The 25088-nt window shown below is 55.2% G+C and carries 22 protein-coding genes; 8 read left to right on the top strand and 14 right to left on the bottom strand.

Annotated elements, in window-relative coordinates; genetic code table 11:
• A partial coding sequence (locus BV390_RS23995; RefSeq protein ID WP_304442498.1) for a molybdopterin oxidoreductase family protein occupies positions 1–725 on the top strand: 725 nt, incomplete at its 5' end.
• Positions 726–893: 168 nt separating this feature from the next.
• The gene (locus BV390_RS23990; RefSeq protein ID WP_032689910.1) at positions 894–1577 is read left to right on the top strand and encodes a tetratricopeptide repeat protein; all 684 of its coding nucleotides are present in this window, start codon (positions 894–896) and stop codon (positions 1575–1577) included.
• 486 nt (positions 1578–2063) lie between these two features.
• Here BV390_RS23990 and gltP read toward each other — a convergent pair whose 3' ends face one another.
• Positions 2064–3377: a glutamate/aspartate:proton symporter GltP gene (gltP, locus tag BV390_RS23985; protein ID WP_032689914.1), complete on the bottom strand. Its 1314-nt coding sequence runs from the start codon at positions 3375–3377 to the stop codon at positions 2064–2066.
• Positions 3378–3788: 411 nt separating this feature from the next.
• Between gltP and acs the strand changes: the two genes are divergently transcribed.
• The 3 genes from acs to actP all read left to right on the top strand — a co-directional run bounded on the left by acs (position 3789) and on the right by actP (position 7891).
• On the top strand, positions 3789–5747 hold the full coding sequence (gene acs, locus BV390_RS23975; protein ID WP_032689915.1) for an acetate--CoA ligase: 1959 nt from the start codon (positions 3789–3791) through the stop codon (positions 5745–5747).
• A gap of 183 nt (positions 5748–5930) precedes the next feature.
• Positions 5931–6245: a DUF485 domain-containing protein gene (locus BV390_RS23970; RefSeq protein WP_032689916.1), complete on the top strand. Its 315-nt coding sequence runs from the start codon at positions 5931–5933 to the stop codon at positions 6243–6245.
• Positions 6242–7891: a cation/acetate symporter ActP gene (gene actP, locus BV390_RS23965; protein WP_032689917.1), complete on the top strand. Its 1650-nt coding sequence runs from the start codon at positions 6242–6244 to the stop codon at positions 7889–7891. Before BV390_RS23970 ends, actP begins: the two co-directional genes overlap by 4 nt.
• Positions 7892–7924: 33 nt before the next feature.
• On the opposite strand, the gene BV390_RS23960 is transcribed toward actP, so the two are convergent.
• Positions 7925–8614, bottom strand: coding sequence for an LrgB family protein (locus tag BV390_RS23960; protein ID WP_032689918.1), 690 nt, complete (start codon positions 8612–8614; stop codon positions 7925–7927).
• Positions 8607–9017, bottom strand: coding sequence for a CidA/LrgA family protein (locus tag BV390_RS23955; RefSeq protein WP_032689919.1), 411 nt, complete (start codon positions 9015–9017; stop codon positions 8607–8609). Before BV390_RS23955 ends, BV390_RS23960 begins: the two co-directional genes overlap by 8 nt.
• A gap of 102 nt (positions 9018–9119) precedes the next feature.
• Here BV390_RS23955 and BV390_RS23950 point away from each other — a divergent pair, with 102 nt between their 5' ends.
• Positions 9120–10001: a LysR family transcriptional regulator gene (locus BV390_RS23950; RefSeq protein ID WP_032689920.1), complete on the top strand. Its 882-nt coding sequence runs from the start codon at positions 9120–9122 to the stop codon at positions 9999–10001.
• A gap of 96 nt (positions 10002–10097) precedes the next feature.
• On the opposite strand, the gene BV390_RS23945 is transcribed toward BV390_RS23950, so the two are convergent.
• The 4 genes from BV390_RS23945 to soxR form a co-directional block, all read right to left on the bottom strand.
• Positions 10098–11744, bottom strand: coding sequence for a Na+/H+ antiporter (locus tag BV390_RS23945; RefSeq protein WP_004856523.1), 1647 nt, complete (start codon positions 11742–11744; stop codon positions 10098–10100).
• A gap of 149 nt (positions 11745–11893) precedes the next feature.
• A complete protein-coding gene (locus tag BV390_RS23940; protein ID WP_032689921.1) occupies positions 11894–13243 on the bottom strand; it encodes an NCS2 family permease in 1350 nt (449 codons plus the stop codon).
• A 390-nt stretch (positions 13244–13633) separates the two neighbouring features.
• Positions 13634–14299: a glutathione S-transferase family protein gene (locus tag BV390_RS23930; RefSeq protein ID WP_085397426.1), complete on the bottom strand. Its 666-nt coding sequence runs from the start codon at positions 14297–14299 to the stop codon at positions 13634–13636.
• A 257-nt stretch (positions 14300–14556) separates the two neighbouring features.
• Positions 14557–15018 carry a redox-sensitive transcriptional activator SoxR gene (gene soxR / locus BV390_RS23925; RefSeq protein WP_004856518.1) on the bottom strand — a complete coding sequence of 154 codons (462 nt, stop codon included), beginning with the start codon at positions 15016–15018 and terminating at the stop codon, positions 14557–14559.
• An 85-nt stretch (positions 15019–15103) separates the two neighbouring features.
• On the opposite strand from soxR, the gene soxS reads away from it, so the two are divergent.
• The gene (gene soxS / locus BV390_RS23920; protein WP_004856516.1) at positions 15104–15433 is read left to right on the top strand and encodes a superoxide response transcriptional regulator SoxS; all 330 of its coding nucleotides are present in this window, start codon (positions 15104–15106) and stop codon (positions 15431–15433) included.
• Positions 15434–15437: 4 nt separating this feature from the next.
• Here soxS and BV390_RS23915 read toward each other — a convergent pair whose 3' ends face one another.
• Positions 15438–17021 (bottom strand): EAL domain-containing protein, encoded by a 1584-nt coding sequence (locus BV390_RS23915; RefSeq protein WP_085397425.1) that lies wholly within the window; start codon positions 17019–17021, stop codon positions 15438–15440.
• 533 nt (positions 17022–17554) lie between these two features.
• On the opposite strand from BV390_RS23915, the gene BV390_RS23910 reads away from it, so the two are divergent.
• Positions 17555–17836: a YjcB family protein gene (locus BV390_RS23910; RefSeq protein WP_004856511.1), complete on the top strand. Its 282-nt coding sequence runs from the start codon at positions 17555–17557 to the stop codon at positions 17834–17836.
• A gap of 47 nt (positions 17837–17883) precedes the next feature.
• Here BV390_RS23910 and BV390_RS23905 read toward each other — a convergent pair whose 3' ends face one another.
• The 6 genes from BV390_RS23905 to BV390_RS23880 form a co-directional block, all read right to left on the bottom strand.
• Positions 17884–18582, bottom strand: coding sequence for a fimbrial biogenesis chaperone (locus BV390_RS23905; protein ID WP_032697108.1), 699 nt, complete (start codon positions 18580–18582; stop codon positions 17884–17886).
• Positions 18551–20194, bottom strand: a complete 1644-nt coding sequence (gene ecpD, locus BV390_RS23900) for a fimbrial adhesin EcpD (protein WP_032689925.1) — start codon at positions 20192–20194, stop codon at positions 18551–18553. The genes BV390_RS23905 and ecpD overlap by 32 nt, the downstream gene beginning before the upstream one ends.
• Entirely contained in the window at positions 20184–22715 is a 2532-nt protein-coding gene (locus BV390_RS23895) for a fimbrial biogenesis outer membrane usher protein (RefSeq protein WP_085397424.1), read from the bottom strand. Before BV390_RS23895 ends, ecpD begins: the two co-directional genes overlap by 11 nt.
• A gap of 24 nt (positions 22716–22739) precedes the next feature.
• On the bottom strand, positions 22740–23408 hold the full coding sequence (locus tag BV390_RS23890; protein ID WP_032697106.1) for an EcpB family pilus assembly chaperone: 669 nt from the start codon (positions 23406–23408) through the stop codon (positions 22740–22742).
• A gap of 59 nt (positions 23409–23467) precedes the next feature.
• Positions 23468–24052: a common pilus major fimbrillin subunit EcpA gene (ecpA, locus tag BV390_RS23885; protein ID WP_032697105.1), complete on the bottom strand. Its 585-nt coding sequence runs from the start codon at positions 24050–24052 to the stop codon at positions 23468–23470.
• Between the two features lie 176 nt (positions 24053–24228).
• Positions 24229–24804 (bottom strand): LuxR C-terminal-related transcriptional regulator, encoded by a 576-nt coding sequence (locus tag BV390_RS23880; protein WP_032697103.1) that lies wholly within the window; start codon positions 24802–24804, stop codon positions 24229–24231.
• Positions 24805–25088: the final 284 nt, after the last annotated feature.

Here is a 25088-nt window from a genome sequence, read left to right as displayed (position 1 = left end):
TGAAAACCGACTGGCAGATCATCAGCGAAATCGCCACCCGGATGGGCTATCCGATGCACTACAACAACACCCAGGAGATCTGGGACGAGTTGCGGCATCTGTGCCCGGACTTTTACGGCGCCACCTACGAGAAAATGGGCGAGCTGGGCTACGTCATGTGGCCGTGCCGCGATGAGTCCGACGCCGACCAGGGGACCTCTTATCTGTTTAAAGAGAAGTTCGACACCCCGAACGGCCTGGCGCAGTTCTTCACCTGCGACTGGGTTGCGCCGATCGATAAACTCACCGACGAGTATCCGATGGTGCTCTCCACGGTGCGGGAAGTGGGCCACTATTCGTGCCGCTCGATGACCGGCAACTGCGCGGCGCTGGCCGCGCTGGCGGATGAACCGGGCTATGCGCAAATCAATACCGCCGATGCCGCGCGACTGGGCATTGAGGATGAGGCGCTGGTGTGGGTGAACTCGCGGAAAGGCCGCATTATCACCCGCGCGCAGGTCAGCGATCGTCCGAATAAAGGGGCGGTCTATATGACCTATCAGTGGTGGATTGGCGCCTGTAACGAGCTGGTCGCGGAGAACTTAAGCCCGATAACCAAAACGCCGGAGTACAAGTACTGTGCCGTGAACGTTGAGCGCATCGCCGACCAGCGCGCCGCCGAGCAGTATGTGATTGATGAGTACACCAGGCTGAAAGCCCGTCTGCGCGAAAGCGCGTTGGGTTAAGACAGAAGGCCCCCCCGGCTACATGACGCTGGCCGGGGGGGATTTTCACCATCCGGGTTGCGGGATAGCTGACGCAGCCCACTTTTATCGAACCTGGCAACCGCCGCCATTTTCTTCTTTTTCGCCTCCCTTTATACTGCGCGCTGTGTTCCTGACCGATAATAAAAAATGAAATACCTCTCTTTACTTCTGATGCTGTTCTCTCTTGCCGCGGGCGCTACCGATCCCGGCAGCCAGTACCAACAACAGGCGGAAGCCGGCGATCCGCGGGCGCAGTACTATCTTGCCGATACCTACGTCAGTTACGGTGATTATCAGCAGGCCGAATACTGGGCGCAGAAATCGGCCGATAACGGTGACGGGGATGCGCTGGCGCTGCTGGCCCAGCTGAAAATTCGCAACCCGCAGCAGGCCGATTATAAACAGGCCAGAGACCTGGCTGAGAAGGCGGTACAGGTTGGCAGCAAGGCAGGAGAAATTATCCTGGCCCGCGTGTTGGTCAACCATCAGGCCGGGCCGACGGACTATTCACATGCCATCACCCTGCTACAGGATGCCGCCCAGGATCCGGAAAGCGACTCCGCCGTCGACGCCCAGATGCTGTTAGGTTTGATTTACGCCAGCGGCGTCCAGATGACAGAGGATGACGCCAGGGCAACGGACTATTTTAAACGCAGCTCCTCGCTGTCCCGTACCGGTTATGCCGAATACTGGGCCGGGATGATGTTCCTGCAGGGAGAACAAGGCTTTATCGAACCCAACCAGCAGAAAGCGCTGCACTGGCTCAATGTCAGCTGTCAGGAGGGGTTTGATACCGGCTGCGAAGAGTTCGACAGGATAAGTAAAAGATAAGAAAAAGCCCGGCGATAGCGCCGGGCTTTAAGATGCTTACTCTTTGTCTACAATCTGAGCCCGACGCGATAGCGCCGGGTTTTAAGACGGCCTGACAAACCTGCCTGAACATTAAGCCCGCGTTTTGCCGGGTGGCGGCTGACGCCTGACCCGGCCTACGAAACCCGCAATCTCAACGCTTGCACAATTTCAGTAGGCCCGCGCAAGCGCAGCGCCGCCGGGCAATTTAAGACGCTGACTCTTTGTCTACAATCTGAGCCCGACGCGATAGCGCCGGGTTTTAAGACGGCCTGACAAACCTGCCTGAACATTAAGCCCGCGTTTTGCCGGGTGGCGGCTGACGCCTGACCCGGCCTACGAAACCCGCAATCTCAACGCTTGCGCAATTTCAGTCGGCCCGCGCAAGCGCAGCGCCGCCGGGCAATTTAAGACGCTGACTCTTTGTCTACAATCTGAGCCCGACGCGATAGCGCCGGGTTTTGCATTTTACTGCGCCGTTTTATCAAATTTGCCCAGCACTTCACGCTCATAGGCCAGCGCTTTTTTGCGGTCAAACTTGTGCTCCCACTTGGCAATCACCAGTACCGCCAGCGCATTCCCCACCACGTTCAGCGCGGTACGCGCCATATCGAGGATACGGTCAACGCCAGCAATAAAGGCCAGCCCTTCCAGCGGAATCCCTACGCTCCCCAGTGTCGCCAGCAGCACCACGAAGGAGACGCCCGGCACGCCGGCAATCCCTTTCGAAGTTACCATCAGCGTCAGCACCAGGGTTATCTCCTGCCACAGCGACAGGTCAATACCGTACAGCTGGGCAATAAAGATCGCCGCGATGCTCTGATACAGCGTTGAGCCATCGAGGTTAAACGAGTAGCCGGTCGGCACGACAAAGCTGGTAATAGAAGCCGGCGCGCCATAGGCTTCCATCTTCTCAATAATACGCGGCAATACGCTCTCGGAGCTGGCGGTAGAGTAGGCCAGAATCAGCTCGTCTTTCAGGATACGGATCAGAATCCAGATACTTAATCCGCATACCCGCGCCACGATCCCCAGCACCACCAGCGCGAAGAACAGAATCGCGAAGTAGACCAGGATAACCAGTTTGGCCAGCGGCCACAGCGAGGCGAAGCCAAAGGTGGCAACGGTCACCGAAATCAGCGCAAACACCCCGACCGGCGCATAGCGCATCACCATGTGGGTCACTTTGAACATGGTTTCGGAAATGGAGCGGAAAACGGTCACCAGCGGTTCACGATGGGTCGCTGGCAGCGAAGAGAGTCCCAGACCGAACAGTACCGAGAAGAAGATAATCGGCAACATATCGCCTTTCGCCATCGACGCGACAATGTTGGTCGGCACCAGCGACAGTATCGTTCCCATCAGGCCGTGAGCGTGACTTTGCACCTCTGCCGTTGTGCTTTGATATTTCGAAATATCCACCGCGGCCAGCTGCGACATATCAATACCGCTACCCGGCTGGAAGACGTTGGCCAGGGTAATCCCCAGCACGATCGCCACGGTGGTGATCACTTCAAAATAGATAATGGTTTTCGCGCCGATACGGCCCAGCTGCTTCGCGTCGCCAACGCCCGCAATCCCGACAATCAGCGTCGAGATAACAATCGGAACGACGATCATCTTGATCAGGTGGATAAAGATATCGCCTGCCGGCGTCAGGAAATTCGCAATTAACCAATCACGACCGTCGGCATGGTAATGCAGATAGCTGCCCAGCAGAATACCCAGCACCAGGGCCAGCAAAATCTGCCAGGCCAGGCTGACTTTTGTTTTTTTCTTCACTACTGACTTCCTCAATGAGAGGCACCATTCCCGGAAGTCATGATGCCCACTGAAAGGGATATGAATTGTGTTGCGTTGCTCTATGGGGTTTTTTAACGCGCGGTATCAGTATCATCTGCACGGCATGCTACGCAAGCGTTTAAGAACAGGGCTTTTCTCTGGGTTTCTGCATAAATTCGCTAACTTTCCCCACTTCTGATGCATAAGTATCTGTTATAAAAAAAATTTCATAGCTTCCATTTCTATAAATACATTTCTGAAATTATTTCACTTCAAAGTTTCATTTGATTGATTTTCATTCAGTTGAATCAATGCGTGATCTGTCCCCCAAATAGCAAACAAAGCCGCGAAAGCCCCTACTCTTAACGTTTACTTGACATATATTTAACAACCTACAGGAGAAAAAAAGCCATGAGCCAAATACATAAGCACTCTATTCCCGCTAATATTGCGGACAGCTGCCTGATTAACCCGGAACAGTACAAGGCGCAGTATCACCAATCTGTCACCGACCCGGATGCGTTCTGGGGTGAGCAAGGCAAAATCCTTGACTGGATGCGGCCCTATACGCGCGTGAAGAACACCTCATTCGCACCGGGCAACGTCTCTATTAAATGGTATGAAGACGGCACGCTGAATCTTGCCGCTAACTGCCTCGATCGCCACCTGGCCGAACGCGGCGACCAGACTGCGATTATCTGGGAAGGCGACGACGCCAGCCAGAGCAAACACATCACTTATCGCGAGCTCCATCACGACGTCTGCCGTTTTGCTAACGTCCTGCTCGACCTCGGCATTAAAAAGGGCGATGTCGTCGCTATCTATATGCCAATGGTGCCGGAAGCCGCCGTCGCTATGCTGGCCTGCGCCCGTATCGGCGCTATCCACTCGGTGATCTTCGGCGGTTTTTCTCCCGAAGCGGTTGCCGGACGTATCATTGACTCGAATTCTCGTCTGGTCATTACTTCCGATGAAGGGTTGCGCGCCGGACGTGCGATTCCGCTGAAGAAGAACGTTGACGACGCGTTAAAAAATCCGAACGTGAAAAGCATCGAGCACGTGGTGGTGCTCCAACGTACCGGCGGCAAAATCGACTGGCAGGAAGGTCGCGACCTGTGGTGGAGCGACCTGATTGCGCAAGCCAGCGACCAGCATCAGCCGGAAGAGATGAATGCGGAAGACCCGCTGTTCATCCTCTATACCTCCGGTTCAACCGGTAAGCCCAAAGGGGTGCTGCACACCACCGGCGGCTACCTGGTCTATGCCGCCACCACCTTCAAATATGTCTTCGACTACCATCCGGGCGACATCTACTGGTGTACCGCTGACGTGGGCTGGGTGACCGGCCACAGCTATCTGCTGTACGGCCCGCTGGCCTGTGGCGCCACCACGCTGATGTTTGAAGGCGTGCCGAACTGGCCGACGCCGGCGCGGATGTGTCAGGTCGTCGATAAGCACAAGGTCAATATTCTCTACACCGCGCCGACGGCGATCCGCGCGCTGATGGCGGAAGGCGATAAGGCCATCGAAGGCACCGACCGCTCTTCCCTGCGTATTCTGGGCTCGGTCGGCGAGCCGATTAACCCGGAAGCCTGGGAGTGGTACTGGAAGAAGATTGGCAACGAGAAATGCCCGGTGATGGATACCTGGTGGCAAACTGAAACCGGCGGCTTCATGATTACTCCGCTGCCGGGCGCCATTGAGCTGAAAGCCGGCTCCGCCACGCGTCCGTTCTTCGGCGTGCAGCCGGTGCTGGTCGACAATGAAGGCACTCCGCTGGAGGGCGCGACCGAAGGTAACCTGGCCATCGCCGACTCCTGGCCGGGACAGGCGCGAACCCTGTTCGGCGACCACGAGCGCTTTGAACAGACCTACTTCTCCACCTTCAAAAATATGTATTTCAGCGGCGACGGCGCTCGTCGTGATGAAGATGGTTACTTCTGGATCACCGGCCGCGTGGACGACGTTCTGAACGTATCTGGCCACCGCCTGGGGACCGCAGAAATCGAATCGGCGCTGGTGTCGCATCCAAAAATCGCCGAAGCGGCCGTGGTCGGTATTCCGCATAACATCAAAGGTCAGGCGATTTACGCTTACGTCACGCTCAATCATGGTGAAGAGCCGACGCCGGAGCTGTATGCGGAAGTACGCAACTGGGTACGCAAAGAGATTGGCCCGCTGGCCACGCCGGACGTGCTCCACTGGACCGATTCCTTACCGAAAACCCGCTCGGGCAAGATCATGCGCCGTATTCTGCGCAAGATTGCCGCGGGCGATACCAGCAACCTCGGCGATACGTCAACACTGGCGGATCCTGGCGTCGTGGAAAAACTGCTCGAAGAGAAGCAGGCCATTGCGATGCCGTCGTAAACGGACTCATTCCCTACACCCTCTCCCCGTCAGGGGAGAGGACATAAATCATACGCCCTAAGGATTCCACGTAGCAGGACAGCAGGAAGCACCCTCTCTTCCCGACAGTATGTTGCCGGGCGGATAAGTGCTGCCGACGGTCAGCGCGCGGATGACGAAAAGGGTACCTCTGGAGACGCTGTGATGAATGAGCAAATTTGTCAGCGGATAGAAGATAGTGCGCATTTCAGGGAGTTAGTTGCAACCCGGCAAAGGTTTGCCGCCATCCTGTCACTGATTATGTTAGTGATCTACGTGGGCTTTATTCTACTCATCGCTTTCGCCCCTGGCTGGCTGGGCACGCCGCTGCATGCCGGCACCAGCGTCACCCGAGGAATCCCGATCGGCATCGGCGTTATCGTTATCTCTTTTGTCCTGACCGGGATTTATGTCTGGCGGGCTAACGGAGAATTTGACCGTCTGACGAAAAGCGTTATCAACGAGGTGCACTCATCATGAAGAAAGTCCTGACGGCGATTGCCGCCACGCTCCCTTTTTCCGCGAGTGCCGCTGACGCCATCTCCGGCGCGGTACAGCGCCAGCCGACCAACTGGCAGGCGATCATCATGTTCCTGATCTTTGTCGCCCTGACGCTGTATATCACCTACTGGGCGTCAAAACGCGTTCGCTCACGCAGCGATTACTATACCGCGGGCGGAAATATTACCGGCTTTCAGAACGGGCTGGCGATTGCCGGCGACTTTATGTCGGCCGCCTCCTTCCTCGGTATTTCTGCGCTGGTCTACACCTCCGGCTACGACGGACTGATTTACTCCCTCGGTTTCCTGGTCGGCTGGCCGATTATTCTGTTCCTGATCGCCGAACGCCTGCGTAACCTCGGGCGCTACACCTTCGCTGACGTCGCCTCTTATCGCCTTAAGCAAGGGCCGATTCGTACCCTCTCCGCCTGCGGTTCGCTGGTGGTGGTGGCGCTGTATCTGATTGCTCAGATGGTCGGCGCAGGCAAGCTGATTCAGCTGCTGTTCGGCCTGAACTACCACGTCGCGGTGGTGCTGGTCGGCGTGCTGATGGTGCTCTACGTCCTCTTCGGCGGTATGCTCGCCACCACCTGGGTGCAGATTATCAAGGCCGTCCTGCTGCTGTGCGGCGCCAGCTTTATGGCCTTTATGGTTATGAAGCACGTCGGCTTCAGCTTCAACAACCTGTTCAGTGAAGCCATGGCGGTGCATCCGAAAGGCGCAGCGATTATGAGCCCGGGCGGGCTGGTGAAAGACCCGATATCGGCGCTATCGCTCGGTCTCGGTCTGATGTTCGGAACCGCCGGTCTGCCGCACATTCTGATGCGTTTCTTCACCGTGAGCGATGCGAAAGAAGCGCGCAAGAGCGTGTTCTACGCCACCGGGTTTATGGGCTATTTCTATATCCTGACCTTTATCATCGGCTTCGGCGCGATCATGCTGGTGGGCGCGAATCCTGCGTTCAAAGATTCCGCGGGCGTGCTGATTGGCGGCAATAATATGGCGGCGGTACACCTGGCCGATGCGGTGGGCGGCAACCTGTTCCTCGGCTTTATTTCAGCGGTCGCCTTCGCCACTATTCTGGCGGTGGTCGCCGGTTTGACGCTGGCCGGCGCCTCGGCGGTTTCTCACGACCTGTATGCTAACGTCTTCCGCAAGGGCGCCAGCGAGCGCGATGAGCTGCGGGTGTCGAAAATCACCGTTCTGGTGCTGGGCGTGGTGGCGATTCTGCTGGGGATTTTGTTTGAAAATCAGAATATCGCCTTCATGGTGGGTCTGGCCTTCTCCATCGCCGCCAGCTGTAACTTCCCGATCATACTGCTGTCGATGTACTGGTCGAAGCTGACCACTCGCGGAGCCATGGTAGGCGGCTGGCTTGGGCTGCTGACCGCCGTGATTCTGATGATCCTTGGCCCGACGATTTGGGTGCAAATCCTCGGCCATGAAAAGGCGATATTCCCGTATGAATATCCGGCGCTGTTCTCTATCGCTATCGCCTTTATCGGTATCTGGCTCTTCTCCGCCACCGACAATTCGGCGGAAGGGATGCGCGAGCGTGAGCAGTTCCGCGCTCAGTTTATTCGTTCGCAAACCGGGATCGGTATCGAACGCGGCCAGGCGCACTAACCTGACTCTCCCCGGCCGCCCGGCCGGGGAACATTAAAACATCAGCAGGCGCACCAGCGGCGCTGCCAGTACCATTACCACGCCAGACAACATCATCACCAGACTGGCCACCACCCCTTCCTGCGGCCCCAGCTCATATGAACGGGCGGTGCCTGCGCCGTGCGAGGCGGCGCCAAATCCAGCGCCTTTTGCCATCCCTTCGCGAATGGCGAGCCGCATAAACAGCGCATCACCCACCGCCATGCCAAACACGCCGGTGATCACCACAAACAGCGCCACCAGCTCCGGCTGGCCGCCGATCGGTTTTGCCGCGGCCAGCGCAAACGGCGTCGTGACCGAACGCACCGCCAGACTACGCTGAATCTCATCCGGCAGCGTAAACAGTCGCGCCAGCCACACCGAGCTGGTCACGGCGACAACCACTGCCGTCGTCACCCCTGCGGTCAGCGACATCCAGTGCCGTTTAATGACCGCGAGGTTGTCATATACCGGGACGGCAAACGCGATGGTTGCAGGCCCCAACAGCCATAACAACCAGTGGGCCTCGCCCATATAGTTCTGATATGAAATGTGGCCAAACACCAGAATCAGCACCAGCAGTATCGGGGTAAACACCAGCGGCATCAGCGGCAGCCTGTGGAAGCGGCGATACAGGCGCTTATTGGCGAAATAGAGTGCCAGCGTCACAACCAGGCACAGGACGCTCAGTTGAAAATCACTCATGCTTCATCCGGCTGACTTCATAACGATACACTTTATCCACCACCCATGCCGTCGCCCCCAGCACCATCAGGGTACTCAGCGCAATCACCAGAAAAATGCGCCAGCCGTCGACCATCAGCAGCTGGGTATAATTCACCACCGCCACCACCGCCGGGACGAAAAACAGCAGCATTTCCGCCAACAGCCAGCGCGCGCCGGCCCGCACCCAGTTCAGCGGGATAACCCGACAGATAATCAGCGCCAGCAGCATCAACATACCAACCAGGTTCGCCGGCAGCGGCAGATGCAGCCAGTTAACCAAATATTCAGCACAGACGAACAATCCGGCATAAATCAGCACCTGAACCGGGACCTGGAGGCGCTGTACAACGAAGGGGGTCACACGAGCTGGCGCGAAGGCCATGAGCGAAATTCCTGAAAAGAAGCAAGGTATGCAGTATAGAGAGCCGCCTGAGCGGACAGAAATGAATTAAAATCATCACAGGTATAGTCTCTGGGAATAATTATGGATATCCGAACGCTGCGCTATTTTGTCGAAGTGGTGCGTCAGCAGAGTTTTACGCGCGCTGCGGAAAAACTGTTCGTCACACAGCCCACGATCAGCAAAATGCTCAAAAATCTGGAAGATGAGCTGAACTGCACCCTGTTGATTCGCGATGGCCGCCGGCTCCTGTTGACCGATACCGGTCGGGTTGTTTTTGAGCGTGGGCAGGCGATTCTGGGCGAGTTTCATCAGCTGGAATCGGAGCTGAGCGATATTAACCACCTGCACAAAGGGGTCCTGAGACTGGGGATCCCGCCGATGGTCGGGATGCTGATGGCAGAACCGATCGGCCTGTTTCGCCAGCGCTACCCGGGCGTGGAGCTGAAAATTGCCGAGTTCGGTGGGCTGACGGTTCAGCAGGCGGTGAGCAACGGCGAGCTGGATCTCGCCATGACGGCGCTGCCGGTAGATGAGGACAGCGGCCTGAGCACGCTGCCGCTGTTCAACCATCCGCTGTGCGTGCTGACGCCGAGAACCGAGGAGTGGGAAAGCGTTCAGTCGCTCTCGCCGGAAGCCCTCGCGGCCCATCCGCTGGTCATTTATAACGAAGATTTCGCGCTGAGCCGGCAGCTGATGGCACTGTTTACCTGTCATGATGTGAAGCCCCGCATCGCGGTGCGCAGCGGCCAGTGGGACTTCCTCGCGGCCATGGTGCAGGCGGGAATCGGCGTGGCCATACTGCCGCAGCCGATCTGCGAACGTCTCGACGCGCAGAATTTTTGCTGGATACCGCTGCAGAGTGAGCTGCACTGGGAGCTGGGGATGATCTGGCGGGAAGGCGTTTATCTGTCGCACAGCGCGCAGGCGTGGCTGGAATGCAGTAAGGCGTTCTGGCTGGAGTAAGTCCCGGAGGCGCGTTGCGCCTGTCCGGGCGACAAAAACAGTCATTCTGAATTCATCGCCCGGCCAGCGTAGCGCCGCCGGGGAAGCGGTGCGGTGCTACTGATCTTCGATGAGCAGCGCTTCCAGCAGGTCAAGGTCGTGGAGCAGCTTCTGCAGCGTTTCATTGCTGATCTGCCGGGTCGCACGAAGATGATACAGCTCTCCGCGTTCTGAACGCAGCGCCGCCAGACGGAACCGACGCTCAAGCTGCTCTTCGAGTATGGAGGTTTCCACATCGTTGCGTCCGTCGACGCGGCGGCGCAGATTACCAATCACCCGCGAACTGACCTCGGTCAGCAGCTGGTTATCAATATTCTCTTTGGTGTCGGCCGCCAGACGCTCCTCCATTTTCTGAATCGCGACAATCGCCACATCTGCCGTCGCCGCGCGCGCCAGCCGCTCTTCTTTACGCTGCTGAACATGGTCGCTCGACTCAATGTGACGTAGCAAAATTGGCAGCGCGATCACCCCGACAAACAGCGAGAACAGAATCACCCCGGCGGCCAAAAATATCAGCTCATAGCGGGCCGGGAAGACGTTGCCGTCAGGCAGCAGCAGTGGAATCGACAGCACACCGGCGAGGGTTATCGCCCCGCGTACCCCGGCAACGGAGGAGATCAGCAGTTCACGGGTGGTCCACGAGCCAAACTCCATCGGTTTCCTCTTCAGGAAACGCTGGCTTAACTTGCGCATCGTCCACAGCCAGCCAAAACGTACCAGCATCAGCGCGGCGTAGATCAGGATAATGTCGGTAAACAACATCCAGGTTTCAACATTAGGATCCGCTTCCGCCGCCACCAGCGACGTCGACAGAATGTCCGGCAGCTGCAGACCCAACAGCAGAAAGACCATGCCGTTAAAGACAAATTCCAGCATCGCCCAGGTACTGTTCGCACGCAGACGCATGGCCAGCGGCGCGGTGCGCATCACGCCGGAACGGGTGATGGTCATCCCCGCCGCCACCGCCGCCAGAATCCCGGAAACACCGATATGTTCCGCGATCAGGTAGGAGGCAAACGGCAGCAGGAACAGCAGAACAATCTGCGTCGCGGGCTCGTCGCCGCCCCAGCGGCTGAGGAAGCGCATCGAACGACCATACAGCCAGCTCACCACAAACCCGGCCAGGATACCGCCGATGGCGACTTTGAGGAACTCGACCGTGGCACCGCCGACGGTAAAGACCATCGTGCCCATCGCTACGGCGACGGCAAACTTCAGCGAGACCAGGCCGGAGGCATCGTTCATCAGCGCCTCGCCCTGCAAAATCCCCATAATTTTTTTCGGAATGCGCCCTTCGCCCACGATGCCTGACAGCGCCACGGCATCGGTCGGTGACAGCACCGCCGCCAGCGCAAAGGCGGGAATCAGCGGAATACCCGGCACGATCCAGTAGATGAGGAAGCCAATACCCACCACCGTGACCAGCACCAGCGCCAGCGCCAGCCCGAGGATTTCTCGTCCGTGCTCAATAAATTCGCGGGTCGGCGTCTTCCAGCCGTCGGCAAAAAGCAGCGGCGGGATAAACAAGACCAGGAACAGCTCGGGGTCGAATTCAACATGCAAACCAAACGTCGGCCACGCCAACAGCGCGCCAATGGCGATTTGCATCAGTGGTAGTGGAACCTGAAAGGGCAGTACGCGTGTAACCACCCCGGAGAGAGAGACCACGAGGGTCATAATGAGTATGGTGAAGAATATTTCCATGTGTTCCCTGTTTGCTGCGTTTTCTTTTTTTTACACCGGAGGCGTCATGTCTCTGGATAATACGCTACTCAGATTAACGCAAAAGGAAACAGGATGTGGCTTAAAAATAAAACGGGCGGCCTGAGCCGCCCGCTATTGGCAGGAAAAGCTTAAATGGCCCAACCACCGGCGTAGAAGATAACCAGCGCGGCCGCGATGATGACGGTCCCCAGGTTCAGCTTGCGCCACTCGCCGGACACCAGACGGCCAATGACCAGGGCGGCAAAGCCAATCATGATGCCGGTGACGATGTTACAGGTCAGCACGATAAAGACCGCCGTGATAAGCCCGGCCATCGCATCGACGAAATCATTAAAGTCGATTTTCGCCACGTTGCTCAGCATCAGCAGACCAACATACATCAGCGCTGGCGCCGTGGCATACGCAGGCACCAGATAAGAGAGCGGAGAGAGGAACAGAATCAGCAGGAACAGCACGCCAACGGTCACCGCGGTGAGGCCGGTTTTACCGCCCGCCGCAGTACCTGCCGCAGATTCGATGTACACCGCCGCCGGCGCCGCCCCGACCACGCCGGAGAAGACGCTGCTCAGGGAGTCGGTGGTCAAGGCTTTACCGCCGTTGATAATCTGCCCGTCTTTATCCAGCAGGTTTGCCTGCCCCGCCACGGCGCGAATCGTGCCGGTGGCATCAAATACCGCCGTCATCACCAGCGCCAGGACGCTTGGCAGAACCACCGGGTTTAGCGCGCCGATGATATCGAGGCTGCCAATCAGCGAGTTGCCTTTGTCGTCGCTCAGCGACGGCATCGCGAAAATACCGGAGAAATGAACGCTCGGGTCAAAAATCAGCCCGACGATCGAAATGCCGATAATGGTCAGCAGAATACCGCCCGGCACTTTCATTTTTTCGAGGCCAATAATCACCGCCAGCCCCACCAGCGACATAATCACCGGGAAGCTGTTGAAGTGACCCAGCGCGACCGGCAAACCGTCCAGCGGGTTTTTAATCACCAGGCCCACGCCGTTGGCGGCGATCAGCAGCAGAAACAGGCCGATACCTATCCCGGTGCCGTGCGCAACGCCCTGCGGTAAATTGCGCAGGATCCAGCTACGAATACCGGTGGCAGAGATAACGGTAAACAGCACGCCCATCAGGAACACGGCGCCCAGCGCAACCGGAATACTGATGTGCTGCCCCAGCACCAGGCTGAAGGCGGTGAACGCGGTCAGCGAAATCGCACAGCCGATGGCCAGCGGCAGGTTTGCCCACAGCCCCATCACCAGAGAGCCTACGCCGGCGACCAGACAAGTCGAGACGAACACGGCTGCCGGAGGGAACCCGGCTTTACCCAACATGCCCGGGACAACAATGACCGAGTACACCATTGCCAGGAAGGTGGTTAAACCGGCAACAATCTCCTGACGAACGGAGCTGCCACGAGCTGAAATTTTAAACCAGGCGTCTAATGAACCGCCGGTACGCGCTGAAGGCGTAGACATAGAAAACTTCCCCTGAAAATTTTAATCGTTCGTCCGTATGCGTGGTGGACCATCCACTGCCAGCTAAACGCGATCTCCTTGTGCTTCCTCGCAGCGCCAGGGGGGCTGCAAAAAAGCAAACGTTTAACTCCGCGCATACAATACGGTGGTCAGAATGAATTTGCTCCCCCCAGAACAGGGATAAATAGCGAGCAAAATACAAAGGCAAACGATTATCCAGCCTTTAGACGGGCCTTTTCAACTGAAGTTTGTGTTAATTCGCTAAATTTTGCTTATGGCGTTCATGAAATAACCAGTCGATGCGCAAACGTTGTCGTCTATGCGCAATCCGGTAACATTTTTGTATTGCGTTGATAGCAATTCACCGCGGCCATCACAAAAATCACCGCCTCACTCCGGCAGGGTGAACGGGCCGCCGCGTTCAATCGCTTTCTGCCAGGCCGGACGCTGCTCTATTCGCTGCACCCACTGTGCGATCCGCGGTACATCCTTGATGCCACCGCGCGCCAGCAGCGCCATGACCGGAAAGCTCATCTGGATATCGGCCATGCTGAGCTGCGCGCCGGCAAACCACGGCTGACGGGAGAGATGATCCTCAATATAGCGAGCGTGCGTGGCGATTTGCCGGTCCAGCCAGGCCTTCTGTACCCCTTTACCCAGGGCATTGCCCAGCGTTCGCATCCCGAGCGGAATGGGCGGTTTACCGAGACTGGCAAACACCAGTTTCATCACCATCAGCGGCATCAGTGAGCCCTCGGCATAGTGCAGCCAGAAACGGTATTGCAGCTTATCCGCCATCGCCTGCGGTCTGAACCGGTGGTCGCTATCGTAGGTTTCCTGCAGGTACTCGAGGATGGCGCCCGATTCCGCCAGCACGTGGCCGTTATCTTCCACCACCGGAGATTTCCCCAGCGGGTGGATCTGCTTTAACGCCGGCGGCGCCAGCATATTTTTTTCCCGCTGGTAGCTGACAATGCGATAAGGCAACTGGAGTTCTTCAAGCGCCCACAGCACGCGCTGGGATCGTGATTGATTGAGATGATGTACCGTCAGCATGGAGGTTCTCCCGTAATTCGTTCGAATTAACTATAGGAACTGACGGCGATTGGCGGAAAAATTTCGCCGAAATAAACGGGTGAAAAAGCCGGGCTGTGCCACAATTAAGTTGTCGGCGCAAACCGGAACCTCCAGCAACATCTTGCGCAATACCGAGGTGAGCCGACGTCGGGGGAAACCCTCCTGCGAACGACCAGGATAGTGTTAAAGACCAAGACCGGAAAACAACTAAAGCGCCCTGTTGTGGCGCTTTAGTTTTATACGTCATCCTCCAGCAGTCGCGCGCCGGTCCCCTCTTCACCCAGCTTATCTCCCGGGTTGCGCAGCGGGCAGTCGCGTCGCGACAGACAGCCGCAGCCGATACAACCATCCAGCTGGTCGCGCAGTGCGGTCAGGGTATGAATACGCCGATCAAGCTCCTCCCGCCACTGCGATGAGAGCTGTTTCCACTCCTTCGCGCTGAGGTTATGCCCTTCCGGCAACACGCCGAACGCATCACCAATGGTCGACAGCGGAATGCCGATTCGCTGGGCAATCTTGATGATCGCCACCGCGCGCAGCACATCGCGGCGATAGCGCCGCTGATTACCGGCATTACGCTGGCTGTGAATTAACCCTTTGCTTTCATAGAAATGCAGGGCAGAGACGGCAACGCCGGTACGCTTTGCCACCTCGCCGGGGGTCAACAGCATTTTAATACGGGGGGATTTCTTTTCCATAAAAGCGCTTTACCTCAAGTTAACTTGAGGAATTATACTCGCCCGCAGACAAAACGACGAATCGAGAATTGAGAGAGGCCGCTTTATGTCCCATCAGGATATTATCCAAACGCTTATTGAATGGATTGATGAACATATCGATCAACCACTTAACATTGATGTAGTCGCCAGAAAATCCGGGTACTCAAAATGGTACCTCCAGCGGATGTTCCGCGCCGTGATGCATCAAACGCTGGGCGATTACATCCGCCAGCGCCGGCTGTTGCTGGCCGCAGAGGCGCTGCGGACCACCCAGCGACCCATCTTTGATATTGCGATGGATCTGGGCTACGTGTCGCAGCAGACGTTCTCACGGGTATTTCGCCGGGAGTTCGACCGCACCCCCAGCGATTATCGTCATCAAATTTCCGCCTGAGCGTTCACATGCAAGGGCTGAGCAGCCTGGGCGCGTTGGCCAGCCACTGCCTGAACTCCTGTGGCGGCATCGCTTTCGCAAAGTACCAGCCCTGACAATACCGGACCCCGCGTTTTCGCAGCCAGTTAACCTGGTCCGCCGTTTCGACGCCTTCGGCAACGGTCTTTAAGCCCAGGCTGCGGGCGATTTCAATAATATGCTCGGCGATCGTGTAGCTGGTGCTATTGGTGGTGAGCGTATCGATAAACGATTTATCGATCTTCAGGATATCCACGTTAAGCGAGTGGAGATTATGCAGATTGGAATAGCCGGTACCGAAGTCATCAATAGCAATTTCATATCCGGCTGCGCGGAATGCCTGGATGACCGGCATCGTTTTCTGCACGTCAATAAATCCGCGCTCGGTGACTTCAATTTTAATTTGATCGATATTCACCGCGGAGCTCCGCGCCTTTTCACCGATTTGGGCAATGAGCCGCGCAGAGTGGAAATCAGTGGCCGACAGGTTAATCGCAATATACAGATGCGGATGCCCGGCCAAAAATTCCCCGAGTTCGGAAAATAACTCATCCACCACGTAATCGGTGACCTGCGCAATCATCCCTTCATTTTCCGCCAGTGGAATAAACTCCGCCGGCGTCATCACCGGCCCGTCAAATCCCGGCCAGCGCAGCAGCGCTTCGGCTCCGACGCAGCGGTTATTTTCGATATCAATAATCGGCTGATAATGCAGACACAGCTGACGCCGATTGAGCGCGCGTTGCAACATATTGCGCGGTGAATGGTATTGCTGCCGGGTGCGCAACCACACCAGTAAGATCAACATGCTGCAAATCCCCCCCAGCGGGAGGGTGAGCGTCACCTGATCATAAAAGCTCTGGTAATAACTGGCGTACGAGGTAGACATAATCACGGCGATCGGGCGGATGGCGGAATGAGCCACGGTGTACACCCGGTTACCCTGGCGAAAAAAGGCATCTTCCTGACGAATCAGGCCATGCAGTACCGCGGGGTCGGCATTTCTACTGGTGGAAAAAAACTGATTCGTTTTTGTATCGTACAAACCGTAGGATAAATCTTTATCACTCGATATTAACGAACTGTAGGAGAGCGGATTAATCACCGCAATGTAGTGCCCTCGCTGCATGTAGTTCATCGCAAAGCCGGGATAGAAAGGCGTATCGCGGTAATAGTAGATAGCGATATCCGGCTTTTTGGTATAATTCGCCGGCGGAATACGCCATGCGCTATCGGGGCGGACCGCAGTCGAGCAAAACAAACGGGGACCGTCGGCATAAATTAAATCGTCAACATAAAGCAGGCTGCGAACAATCGACAACATATATTGCTGATGTCCGGCAGAGCACATTTCCCCTTTAAACTGCAAGGCTTTTTCACGCGCCCGATCGGCTTCATAAACCACCATTTCCGTTTTCTGCAGCGCCAGCTGTGAAAATGCGCGGAGCCGATCGGAGGTTTCGGCTTTGGCTCTGATTTGCGCAAACCACAGTGCCAGCACGACGGGGAGCAGAACCACCAGCGTCACTCCCAATATTCTCAACGCGTTGCGCAATGTGCGACGATTCATTTCCGTTTTTTATCCATGCGATATGCCTTATCACGGTAAAAGATCACACTCGTTGTTATACAACAGAGACTATTTTCAGCAACCGGTCGTTTGATGTAAAAACCCCATCCTCAATAATGATGAATAATACTAATTTCGCAGAAAATCGAGAAACACTCTCGGTATTATAAAAACAGAGTCGTTATCTAATTCGGTTTATCCGTACGATCGGCAAGAATAAGTAATAAAAGCCGCAGATAACGAGCTCAAAAAAAGCAATCAGACGCCGGGAAGAGCAGTTTGCCCGTTTGACGTGGTGGGAAGATGCCCCCGCCTTCATTATCCACAATAAACATGCGGCTTTAAAAACCGCCAAAAACGCGCATTTGGGGCTGGTGAATAAAACAGCAAATGTGATATAGTTCACACAACTTGATGAAACAAGAACATTGTTTCATTATTCTCCTGATTGCCCGTAGATAGCCAGAGCGCCACGTCATCGTCAGTCTCGCCAGGTTGTCAAAGGCACCCGATTTTCTTTGAGGATGAGGTTGATGGCTTCCATAACTACCAGTGTCATACTTTTGCGCTGGCCGCTGGTGAGCGCGGTTCTGATGTTTTTGGCCAGTTCGATGAACATTCAGCTACGCAAAAGTGATTATGCCGGTTTAGCCGTTATTTGTAGCTGCATCGGCCTGGTGGCGGCCTGCTGGTTCGCCACCGGCTTGTTGGGGATCACGCTGCTGGATATCGCGAAAATCTGGGGCAATATCAAAGACGTCATGATCGAAGTCATGAGCCAGACGCCACCACAATGGCCAATGGTCATGACCTGATAATAAAAAAGCTTCCTACGGGAGGCTTTTTTATTTACCGGCAAACACTACTCGCAATCCTTTGATATTTTAATAAATTTATCATTATAGATAATGTATTTATTCCCAGGCTGGCGCAGCGCCGCCTGGCGAACCACATCTCCTGGCCGTAAGTACCAGGCCTCGCCCTCTTCTTCCGTTGCATCGCATCCCGGCTTGATCAGCAGTTTAAACCAGGTATTGCCGCTGTTGCTGACGCTTCCCGCCTGCCGATCGAAGGCCCATTTGAACTGCACCTGCCGCGGGCGTACCACCAGAATCGTTTCCATCACGACCACCGGATCAATACCGATTGACCCGCCGGCCGCAGTACGGCCAATGCGGTTTCGGGTGGGAATTTCGCGAAACGAAACCCGGTAATAACGTTCACGATTATCCTGCGGGCCATGATAATAAAATTTAAAGTATTCCCCTTGCCCGGCCTGCAAGGTGAGCTGACGCGGGGCAAAGAGCAGTTCGCCGTCTGCCGGACGCGAACGGACCTCGTGACCTCCCGGCCGGTCTATCCCGACGACGGAAATCTGATAGAGCCGCGCGCTCGGGTTGTTATTCAGTACCCGTTTGGCGACAAAGTTCTCTTCAGCACCCAGCGAAAAAGTTAAATTGCCGACGGAAATCGCCCGGCCCGCCATTGGCAGCCCCAGAAGCAGCAACCACGCGACGGCCTGGAGCAGATTAATTAATATTGCGCCATGTCGCCTGAACATGAATCTCTCCTGAAGCACTCACTTCACCAAACCAGCCATCGTCATCTACCGTTCTCAACGAAATATTGTCGTTCATCGGTATGGAAAATTTCACCGTCGTCTTGTTCATCACGCCAATATCGCCGGAAGCATCTGTCCACGGCGTCGTCAGCCACAGCGCATCCGTCATATCGCGCCAGTTGTCATCGCAGCCGGCGTCATAATTTTTGCTCGTTCCGGTCTGGGTGGTAAACGTCAGCAGCGCCGGGAAAGGCACTTTTGTCACCCCGTCTGGCGAACTGAACAAGCAATATGAACGCCCGGCGATCGACTGCGACGGGCCGGTCACTTTGATCAGGACTTCATCGGCGGCGGTTTTTCCGCTGGTGGTGACGATATAGCCAAAATCCAGTGACGGCTGTCCGGCACCGACATACCCTTCGCGCGACGGTGAACTGCTGTACTCATCGGAAATAATGCTGATACTGAAATCACGCGGTTTGATAATCAGCGAGTTGGAGGTAGAAAATTCATACCAGCCGGACTCCGGCGAGGTGGTGTTCTGGAAGCGGAAGTTAAACAGATCCTTGGTATTAATATCACTGATGCCCAGCGCCACCATCTGCTTAAAGAAGTTACTGGAAAAGAAGATGTAGACCGAATCCGAGGATTTCATCTCGTTAAACGTATAGTAGTAGGCATTGCCGCTGACCGGTTTCCAGCTGTTACCATCGAGGCTGAACTGCATATCATAGATATTCACCGCCGACGTCAGCGACGTGTTGTTAATCGCCGGGAAAATATGAATCGAGGTGTTGCTCAGGCCATTATGCTGCAACGCATAGTTGACCATCTTGCAGCTCAGACCGCTACGGGTACCAATCGTCTGGGCGCGACAGTTCGAGCTGCCCTCCCCCAGCGTCGGGATCCCATCGCTATTGATAAAGACTTCGGTCAGAGAATGGGTGTTAATCAGCTTTAAGTTTGCCGCTTTAGTATGGGTCACTTTACGCACGTACCAGGCGCCGGAGGCCTGATCTTTGCAGCGCGCCCCGCTGCTTGCATCGTAGGAGACGGAAGTCTGGCAGGCATTGATCGTCATCGACATGCTGCCACCAACCGGCATCTGCTGCAGATACTGGTAGAAAGCGTCCGACATCATGCCGTGCATCCATTTTTGGCCACCGGAGGTCACCGTCGCACCGTAAAAGCCGTTTGTATCCGTGACCTGGGGCAAAATCAGACTGGTCGCCATATCGCAACCGGCGTACCAGTTGATGCAGCGCAGCCCGCTCAGGGGGTTCGACACCGGCGAGTTTTCCAGCCACATGTCAAACTTCCAGTTGGCATTCAGCCCGGTGTTATAGCCGTTATCGATATAGCCCAGACTCTGCTGGTAGATAGTGCCGCTACCGGTATATTTCAGCCCGGTCCAGCGACTGGCGCCGGTCATGCGCGGATCCAGCACGCCGCCTGGAGTGGCGAAAAAGTTATCATCGGAGTTGTTTTCCACGAAAACAAACTGCACCGCTGCCGCGTCCGGCCAGGTTGTTTTCGTTACCGCCGCCTCTGCCCGCACCGCGCACAGTGCGACAATAAACAGGCTTACCAACGGGAACCACTTAGCTTTCATGACCTTCTCCTGCCTGCTGCGCGCTGGCGTAAGTTTTCAGACCCGTGCAGACGACATCGCCGACCCACACCGCCCCGCGCGCCTGACTTATCTCAAGCCCGACTTCACAGCTTTGGTTATTGCCGTAGGTGAAATCGATGGTGGGGTATTTTTTATCCACGTCCATCACGAATCCTCCCGTGTTATCGGTACGGGTGCGGCCAATATGGTTATTGATGTGTGCATTGGCCAGCAGCGTTCCATCTTCGGCGCGGATGCGCCCGGAAACGGTCACCATCTGTTTCACTTCCGGTTCGATAACCGCCACGTTGCCCGGGTAGAGCGTCAGGCTGCTCTTGCGGTTGCTGACAATGTCGTAGCTGTCGAGGGAGTTCTTACTGTTTTGCAGCTCGACTTCGTAACGGCTGTACGGCGAGAGCGGCAGATAGTTGCGTTTGCCGGTCAGCTGGATGACCCGTCCGTTGACCCGGGCGCTCAGCTTGCCGTCATCATCGAGATCGGTGTTAAAAATCACGCCGGCGTTACCGTCGGTGCGCCCGCTGGCGGCAATATTCCGCCCCTGCCAGCCGACGCTACCGCTGGCGGTCAGGTTGGTATTCACATAGCCGTCAGCGCCGCTGTTAATATTGAGCGTGCCATTGGCATAGCGGGTATCGAACTGGGCATAGCTTCCGCCGCTCAGCGTTTTGTCATCGCCGGTATCACCGGAGATCGCCCGCGAAATATTGGCCCCAAGAGTACGTACCACGCCCTCATCAAACTGTTTACGGGCGGAAAGGTTTGCCATGGTATAGCCATTCTGGTGGGTCATACCGGCGCTGAACCAGTTTCCCAGGGGGAGTGAGAAATCGAGCGCAACATATTTCCCGGTACTGCTACTGCTACCACTGCCACCATTATTGAAGCGCTGAATACCGGCACGCAGGCCCAGCGAGCCGAAGGCCCCGCTAAAGAGAGTCTGATAATAATCCGCCGTGTAGTAATGGCTGTTGTAGCGACGGTCGTCGTTGTAGCTAATACTAAAGGTCCCCAGCTTTGACCACAGCGGGTTCAGATTAAGGGTTCCGCCAATCGCCCGGTTGTCGGCATCGCTGCGCCGTAACCGGGCGCCAATAATGGTTTTTTCCTGGTTAACCCAGACGGTGCTAAAACCTCCGGGTAAGGTGGCGCTGATGCTGCCAATGCTGCTCCAGGAGCTATCGCTGGCCAGCATATTTTGCAGATTGACGTTGACAGACTCCGTCAGCGGTACGGTCAGACGCGTCTCGGCGACGGCATTGCTATCATAACCGTAGCCGGTTGCCGCCCAGCTGAACGTGCCCACGGATCCGGATGTCGACGCCCCCGCCAGCCAGCTCTCTTTCGCCGGTTTGCTCTTCTTGCCGCTCTCTGACCAGCGATCCATATGAAAGCTGCCGCCCCACACCTGCCAGGCCAGCGGAGCACCCGCTCCGCGCCCGCGACTGAAAAGTTTGTTCACCCGCTGAGTGCGCTTGCTGACCACCCGACCATTGACGATCACCTCAACATCCACATCATAAATGCCGTATGGCAGGCCTCGGGTGTCCACTTCGTGGTTACCCATTACGAAGTTCTGTACGCTCAGCAGACGTCCGTCGCGCGATAAATGCACTTCACCTGCTGCCGGCAAGAAAGCCACGATTGGCGTGACCGATTGTGAATTATCAAACACCGTTGAGCTGGCCTGGTTTCCCCAGGATGCGCCGTAGATTTTCCCGGCAGAAATGGCGGTCATCGGTCCAAGCGACTGTAAATTCCACGTATCCAGCATCCCGCCGGCAAAGCGATGCCCGGCGAAATCACGCTCATACATGGCCTTATAAATTTCGCTATCCTGATTGCTGGTTCCGGTGCCGTAGAGCGACCCGTCCAACACAATATGGTGCTCGCGCAGTGAGCTGACGCTGTTCAACGACAGATAGCTGGACGTACTGTTGCCAGCGTTACGCATCTGGTTGTTATACACGCCGAGGTTATAGTTCAGACTGCTGCTGATGCTGTTAACGCTGGACTGGCCGATATCTTCACTGCGCGAACGCAGAACGGTTCCCAGCGCCTCTCGTTTCACGACCAGTTGCAGCAGCAGCTGCCGCAGACTGAGCTGCAGCTGCGCATCGCGGGTGAGCATGATGTGTAAATCGCTGTTGAAAGGTTCATTCGCCAGTTCAGTCAGCGTTTTTCGGGTTTGTTCACTCACGCTGGCGTTGTCCCCGCGCTCTTCCAGCTGAATATGACGGACGCGAAGCGTACCGGCGTCCAGCCAAATAAACGCACTGCCAAGCCGCTGGTCATCCTGCGTCCCCGCGCTGCCTTCCAGGTGAAGAAACAGTGGGATACTCATTCCATCCTGTAGCGCCTGGCTGAAGGCCTGGGGAATCACTACGCCGCCAATTTGCTGCACCTGCTGAGGAGCGGCATTCACACTAAGCGGAAGAGTAAAAATGGCCATACCACAGGCAAGGAGCGTTTTCAGCTCAGGTGAAATCCGTCGTAAAGGCATAACCTGATTCCGTCAGCACAATTGTTATTTTACGGGAACAAACTGCTCGCCCTGCCAGAGTGCGACCCGCCCTTTTTTATCGGCAACATTCACGCGGGTGAAACGGCGCTCTTTGCCGGGCATGAGGTAATAGTTTTCTTTGCATTCTTTGCCATCTGCGGGCTTCAGGCAGGGGCCGTAAGCCAGGATACGTAGCGTGGCATTGCCGGTATTCACCAGCGTTCCATTGGCATACTGATAGCGGTAATCCGCCTTGCGTGGGGCTACGACCAGGATGGTGCCGATGCGGGCCGATGCGGTAGCCACCGCACTGCGCCTGGCACTATCGCGCTGCGCATCGCTCAACGCCTGATCGAACCAGACGATGCGGTAGTAGCGCTCTTTATTATCCGCCGGTCCTTTGTAGAAAAAACGAATGACATCGCTACTCTTCGCGGGCAGTAGCAGGCTGGCTGGTGTCAGCAGCACTTCATCCTGACTGTCCATCGGAATCACGCTGCCGCCTTCAAGCGGTGAGGAAAGGCGTTCAACATGGATATTGATTAAGCGTCCACTCTCGGTGGTGTTTTTAATCTCTTTACTGAGCACGCTGGCGTCGCTGTTCATAAATGAAGAAATATCGCCAACATCCAGTGCCAGGGCCGGCATGATGGCGCAAAAATACAGGCTGATAGCCAGAATGCGGTTTTTCATATGAATTCGGTCCGTGGAAGAAAGCAGGGGGAATCCCCCCTGCTCGTGCTACAGAGAAATCAGCTGGTCCATGTCGCGTCGAACTGGACGCTGACGTCACCGCTCCAGATCCCTTCCGGCAGCGTGCTGTAATCGGTCACTGCAGCCGTACCATCGGTGGTGCCACTGATGATAGAGAAGTTGAAACCATCCTGTGCGGTCGCGCGGCCAGCCTGGTTATAACCGTTAGACAGTGCGCTAAGGTTGCCGCCCAGAACGCCATTCGCGGTGTCGATCATGACGGTATCAGCCGATTTTTCGACGGCAACGCCGTTATAATCCACACCCACATTCAGCGTCGAACCGGAGGTATCCAGCTGGGTCAGGGTATTGGTAATCAGACGGGAGGTCAGTTTAAATGCTGTCGCAGTCGCATCCCCTTCAATTGCAACATCAAACAGACCTTTCTGAGAGTTAAAGCCTTTAATCCCTTCTGCATACTGGAAAGCCAGGCTACCCAGAGGGGTCACAACCAGTTTGCTGGTAGTGTCTTTTTTTGCCGTTGCCGACCAGGTTGCGACGGCCTGAGCCGTAACGTCTGCTGCCTGAACAGCGCCCACACAGAAAGTCGTCACAAGAGCTGCTGCTAACATTTTCAATTTCATATTCATCACCTGATAAAAATAATAGGCTTTTTATCGCCCGTGCTGTTCCATAGTTATTTATGGAGCCATTACCCTTAAGAACCTGATGTTCTTAAATGCAAAACTTGAATAAAATCGATAAAACTCAATAAATTTCCGCGAAAATAAAACGCAATAATGCTGCCAGTGATACAACATTAAATAAGGATCATGTCGGTCCCTGATGCCGGCAAGATAAAACGCATTAAGGCAAGCATGGTAATGTTGTTGTTATTTAACAAGCCGACCTTATTACTGGTATTACTTTTATGTAAACTCACCGTCTTGATACTCAGACCAAGAGTTTTAGAAATATCATTAATTAAGTTCCCAATAATCATTAATGACATAATTTTCTCTTCACGAACCGTGAGGTTTCTTTTTCTGGCTTTAAACCTCTTCAGCTTAAGGATGTTTTCAACCGTTTTAACACTCGCGTCAGCAGACAGAAAACAGATATTATTGATGTCAGAAACATCACTGACAAATTTGGCATCCGGAGCCACGATCACTTTCGCCGGACTGTTCATCAAATAATACTGATATGAACAAAGCATTTTATCTATCTGTGCAAAATGGATAATGACGTAATCTTCGGCACTCAGTACCTGGCACTGCTGGTACGCATACTCACTGTCAATGTTATCGACCCAGGTAATGTTGCAATCATCGTCAGCCATGCTGACCAGACCCTGCATATAGAAATAATTATCTGTTACGATCAATACTGCCATGATAACAGAACCTCCATTCCATTGAGTCTGTTGACCCCCATCCGTTGGCTGAGACAAACACCTATAATGAAGTTCGCCTCAGCTTTTTACTTTTCTTTTATGAAAGGTGACAAAACATCACTATTATTTTTGTTACGGTAACACCGCCACATTTCATGCACAAATAGTAAGCTTAATAAGCAGAATTTATTACTCATAAAGTTATGAAGGGCAAAAAAATCACATCTGTTGAGTATTTGTTAAAACTCAAATCATTGATAAACATAAGAATAATTAGTAAATTT

Origin of the sequence: Klebsiella sp. YJ (genome assembly GCF_002108615.1) — a bacterium.
Taxonomy (GTDB): Bacteria; Pseudomonadota; Gammaproteobacteria; order Enterobacterales; family Enterobacteriaceae; genus Klebsiella; species Klebsiella planticola.
Note: the sequence above shows the minus strand (reverse complement) of the source record. Positions and strands in the feature narration are given on the sequence as shown.

Coding starts and splice junctions, on each gene's coding strand:
- BV390_RS23990 (WP_032689910.1), top strand. CDS start 894: ATGAAATACCTCTCTTTACTTCTGATGCTGTTCTCTCTTGCCGCGGGC.
- acs (WP_032689915.1), top strand. CDS start 3,789: ATGAGCCAAATACATAAGCACTCTATTCCCGCTAATATTGCGGACAGC.
- BV390_RS23970 (WP_032689916.1), top strand. CDS start 5,931: ATGAATGAGCAAATTTGTCAGCGGATAGAAGATAGTGCGCATTTCAGG.
- actP (WP_032689917.1), top strand. CDS start 6,242: ATGAAGAAAGTCCTGACGGCGATTGCCGCCACGCTCCCTTTTTCCGCG.
- BV390_RS23960 (WP_032689918.1), bottom strand. CDS start 8,614: ATGAGTGATTTTCAACTGAGCGTCCTGTGCCTGGTTGTGACGCTGGCA.
- BV390_RS23955 (WP_032689919.1), bottom strand. CDS start 9,017: ATGGCCTTCGCGCCAGCTCGTGTGACCCCCTTCGTTGTACAGCGCCTC.
- BV390_RS23950 (WP_032689920.1), top strand. CDS start 9,120: ATGGATATCCGAACGCTGCGCTATTTTGTCGAAGTGGTGCGTCAGCAG.
- BV390_RS23945 (WP_004856523.1), bottom strand. CDS start 11,744: ATGGAAATATTCTTCACCATACTCATTATGACCCTCGTGGTCTCTCTC.
- BV390_RS23940 (WP_032689921.1), bottom strand. CDS start 13,243: ATGTCTACGCCTTCAGCGCGTACCGGCGGTTCATTAGACGCCTGGTTT.
- BV390_RS23930 (WP_085397426.1), bottom strand. CDS start 14,299: ATGCTGACGGTACATCATCTCAATCAATCACGATCCCAGCGCGTGCTG.
- soxR (WP_004856518.1), bottom strand. CDS start 15,018: ATGGAAAAGAAATCCCCCCGTATTAAAATGCTGTTGACCCCCGGCGAG.
- soxS (WP_004856516.1), top strand. CDS start 15,104: ATGTCCCATCAGGATATTATCCAAACGCTTATTGAATGGATTGATGAA.
- BV390_RS23915 (WP_085397425.1), bottom strand. CDS start 17,021: ATGAATCGTCGCACATTGCGCAACGCGTTGAGAATATTGGGAGTGACG.
- BV390_RS23910 (WP_004856511.1), top strand. CDS start 17,555: ATGGCTTCCATAACTACCAGTGTCATACTTTTGCGCTGGCCGCTGGTG.
- BV390_RS23905 (WP_032697108.1), bottom strand. CDS start 18,582: ATGTTCAGGCGACATGGCGCAATATTAATTAATCTGCTCCAGGCCGTC.
- ecpD (WP_032689925.1), bottom strand. CDS start 20,194: ATGAAAGCTAAGTGGTTCCCGTTGGTAAGCCTGTTTATTGTCGCACTG.
- BV390_RS23895 (WP_085397424.1), bottom strand. CDS start 22,715: ATGCCTTTACGACGGATTTCACCTGAGCTGAAAACGCTCCTTGCCTGT.
- BV390_RS23890 (WP_032697106.1), bottom strand. CDS start 23,408: ATGAAAAACCGCATTCTGGCTATCAGCCTGTATTTTTGCGCCATCATG.
- ecpA (WP_032697105.1), bottom strand. CDS start 24,052: ATGAAATTGAAAATGTTAGCAGCAGCTCTTGTGACGACTTTCTGTGTG.
- BV390_RS23880 (WP_032697103.1), bottom strand. CDS start 24,804: ATGGCAGTATTGATCGTAACAGATAATTATTTCTATATGCAGGGTCTG.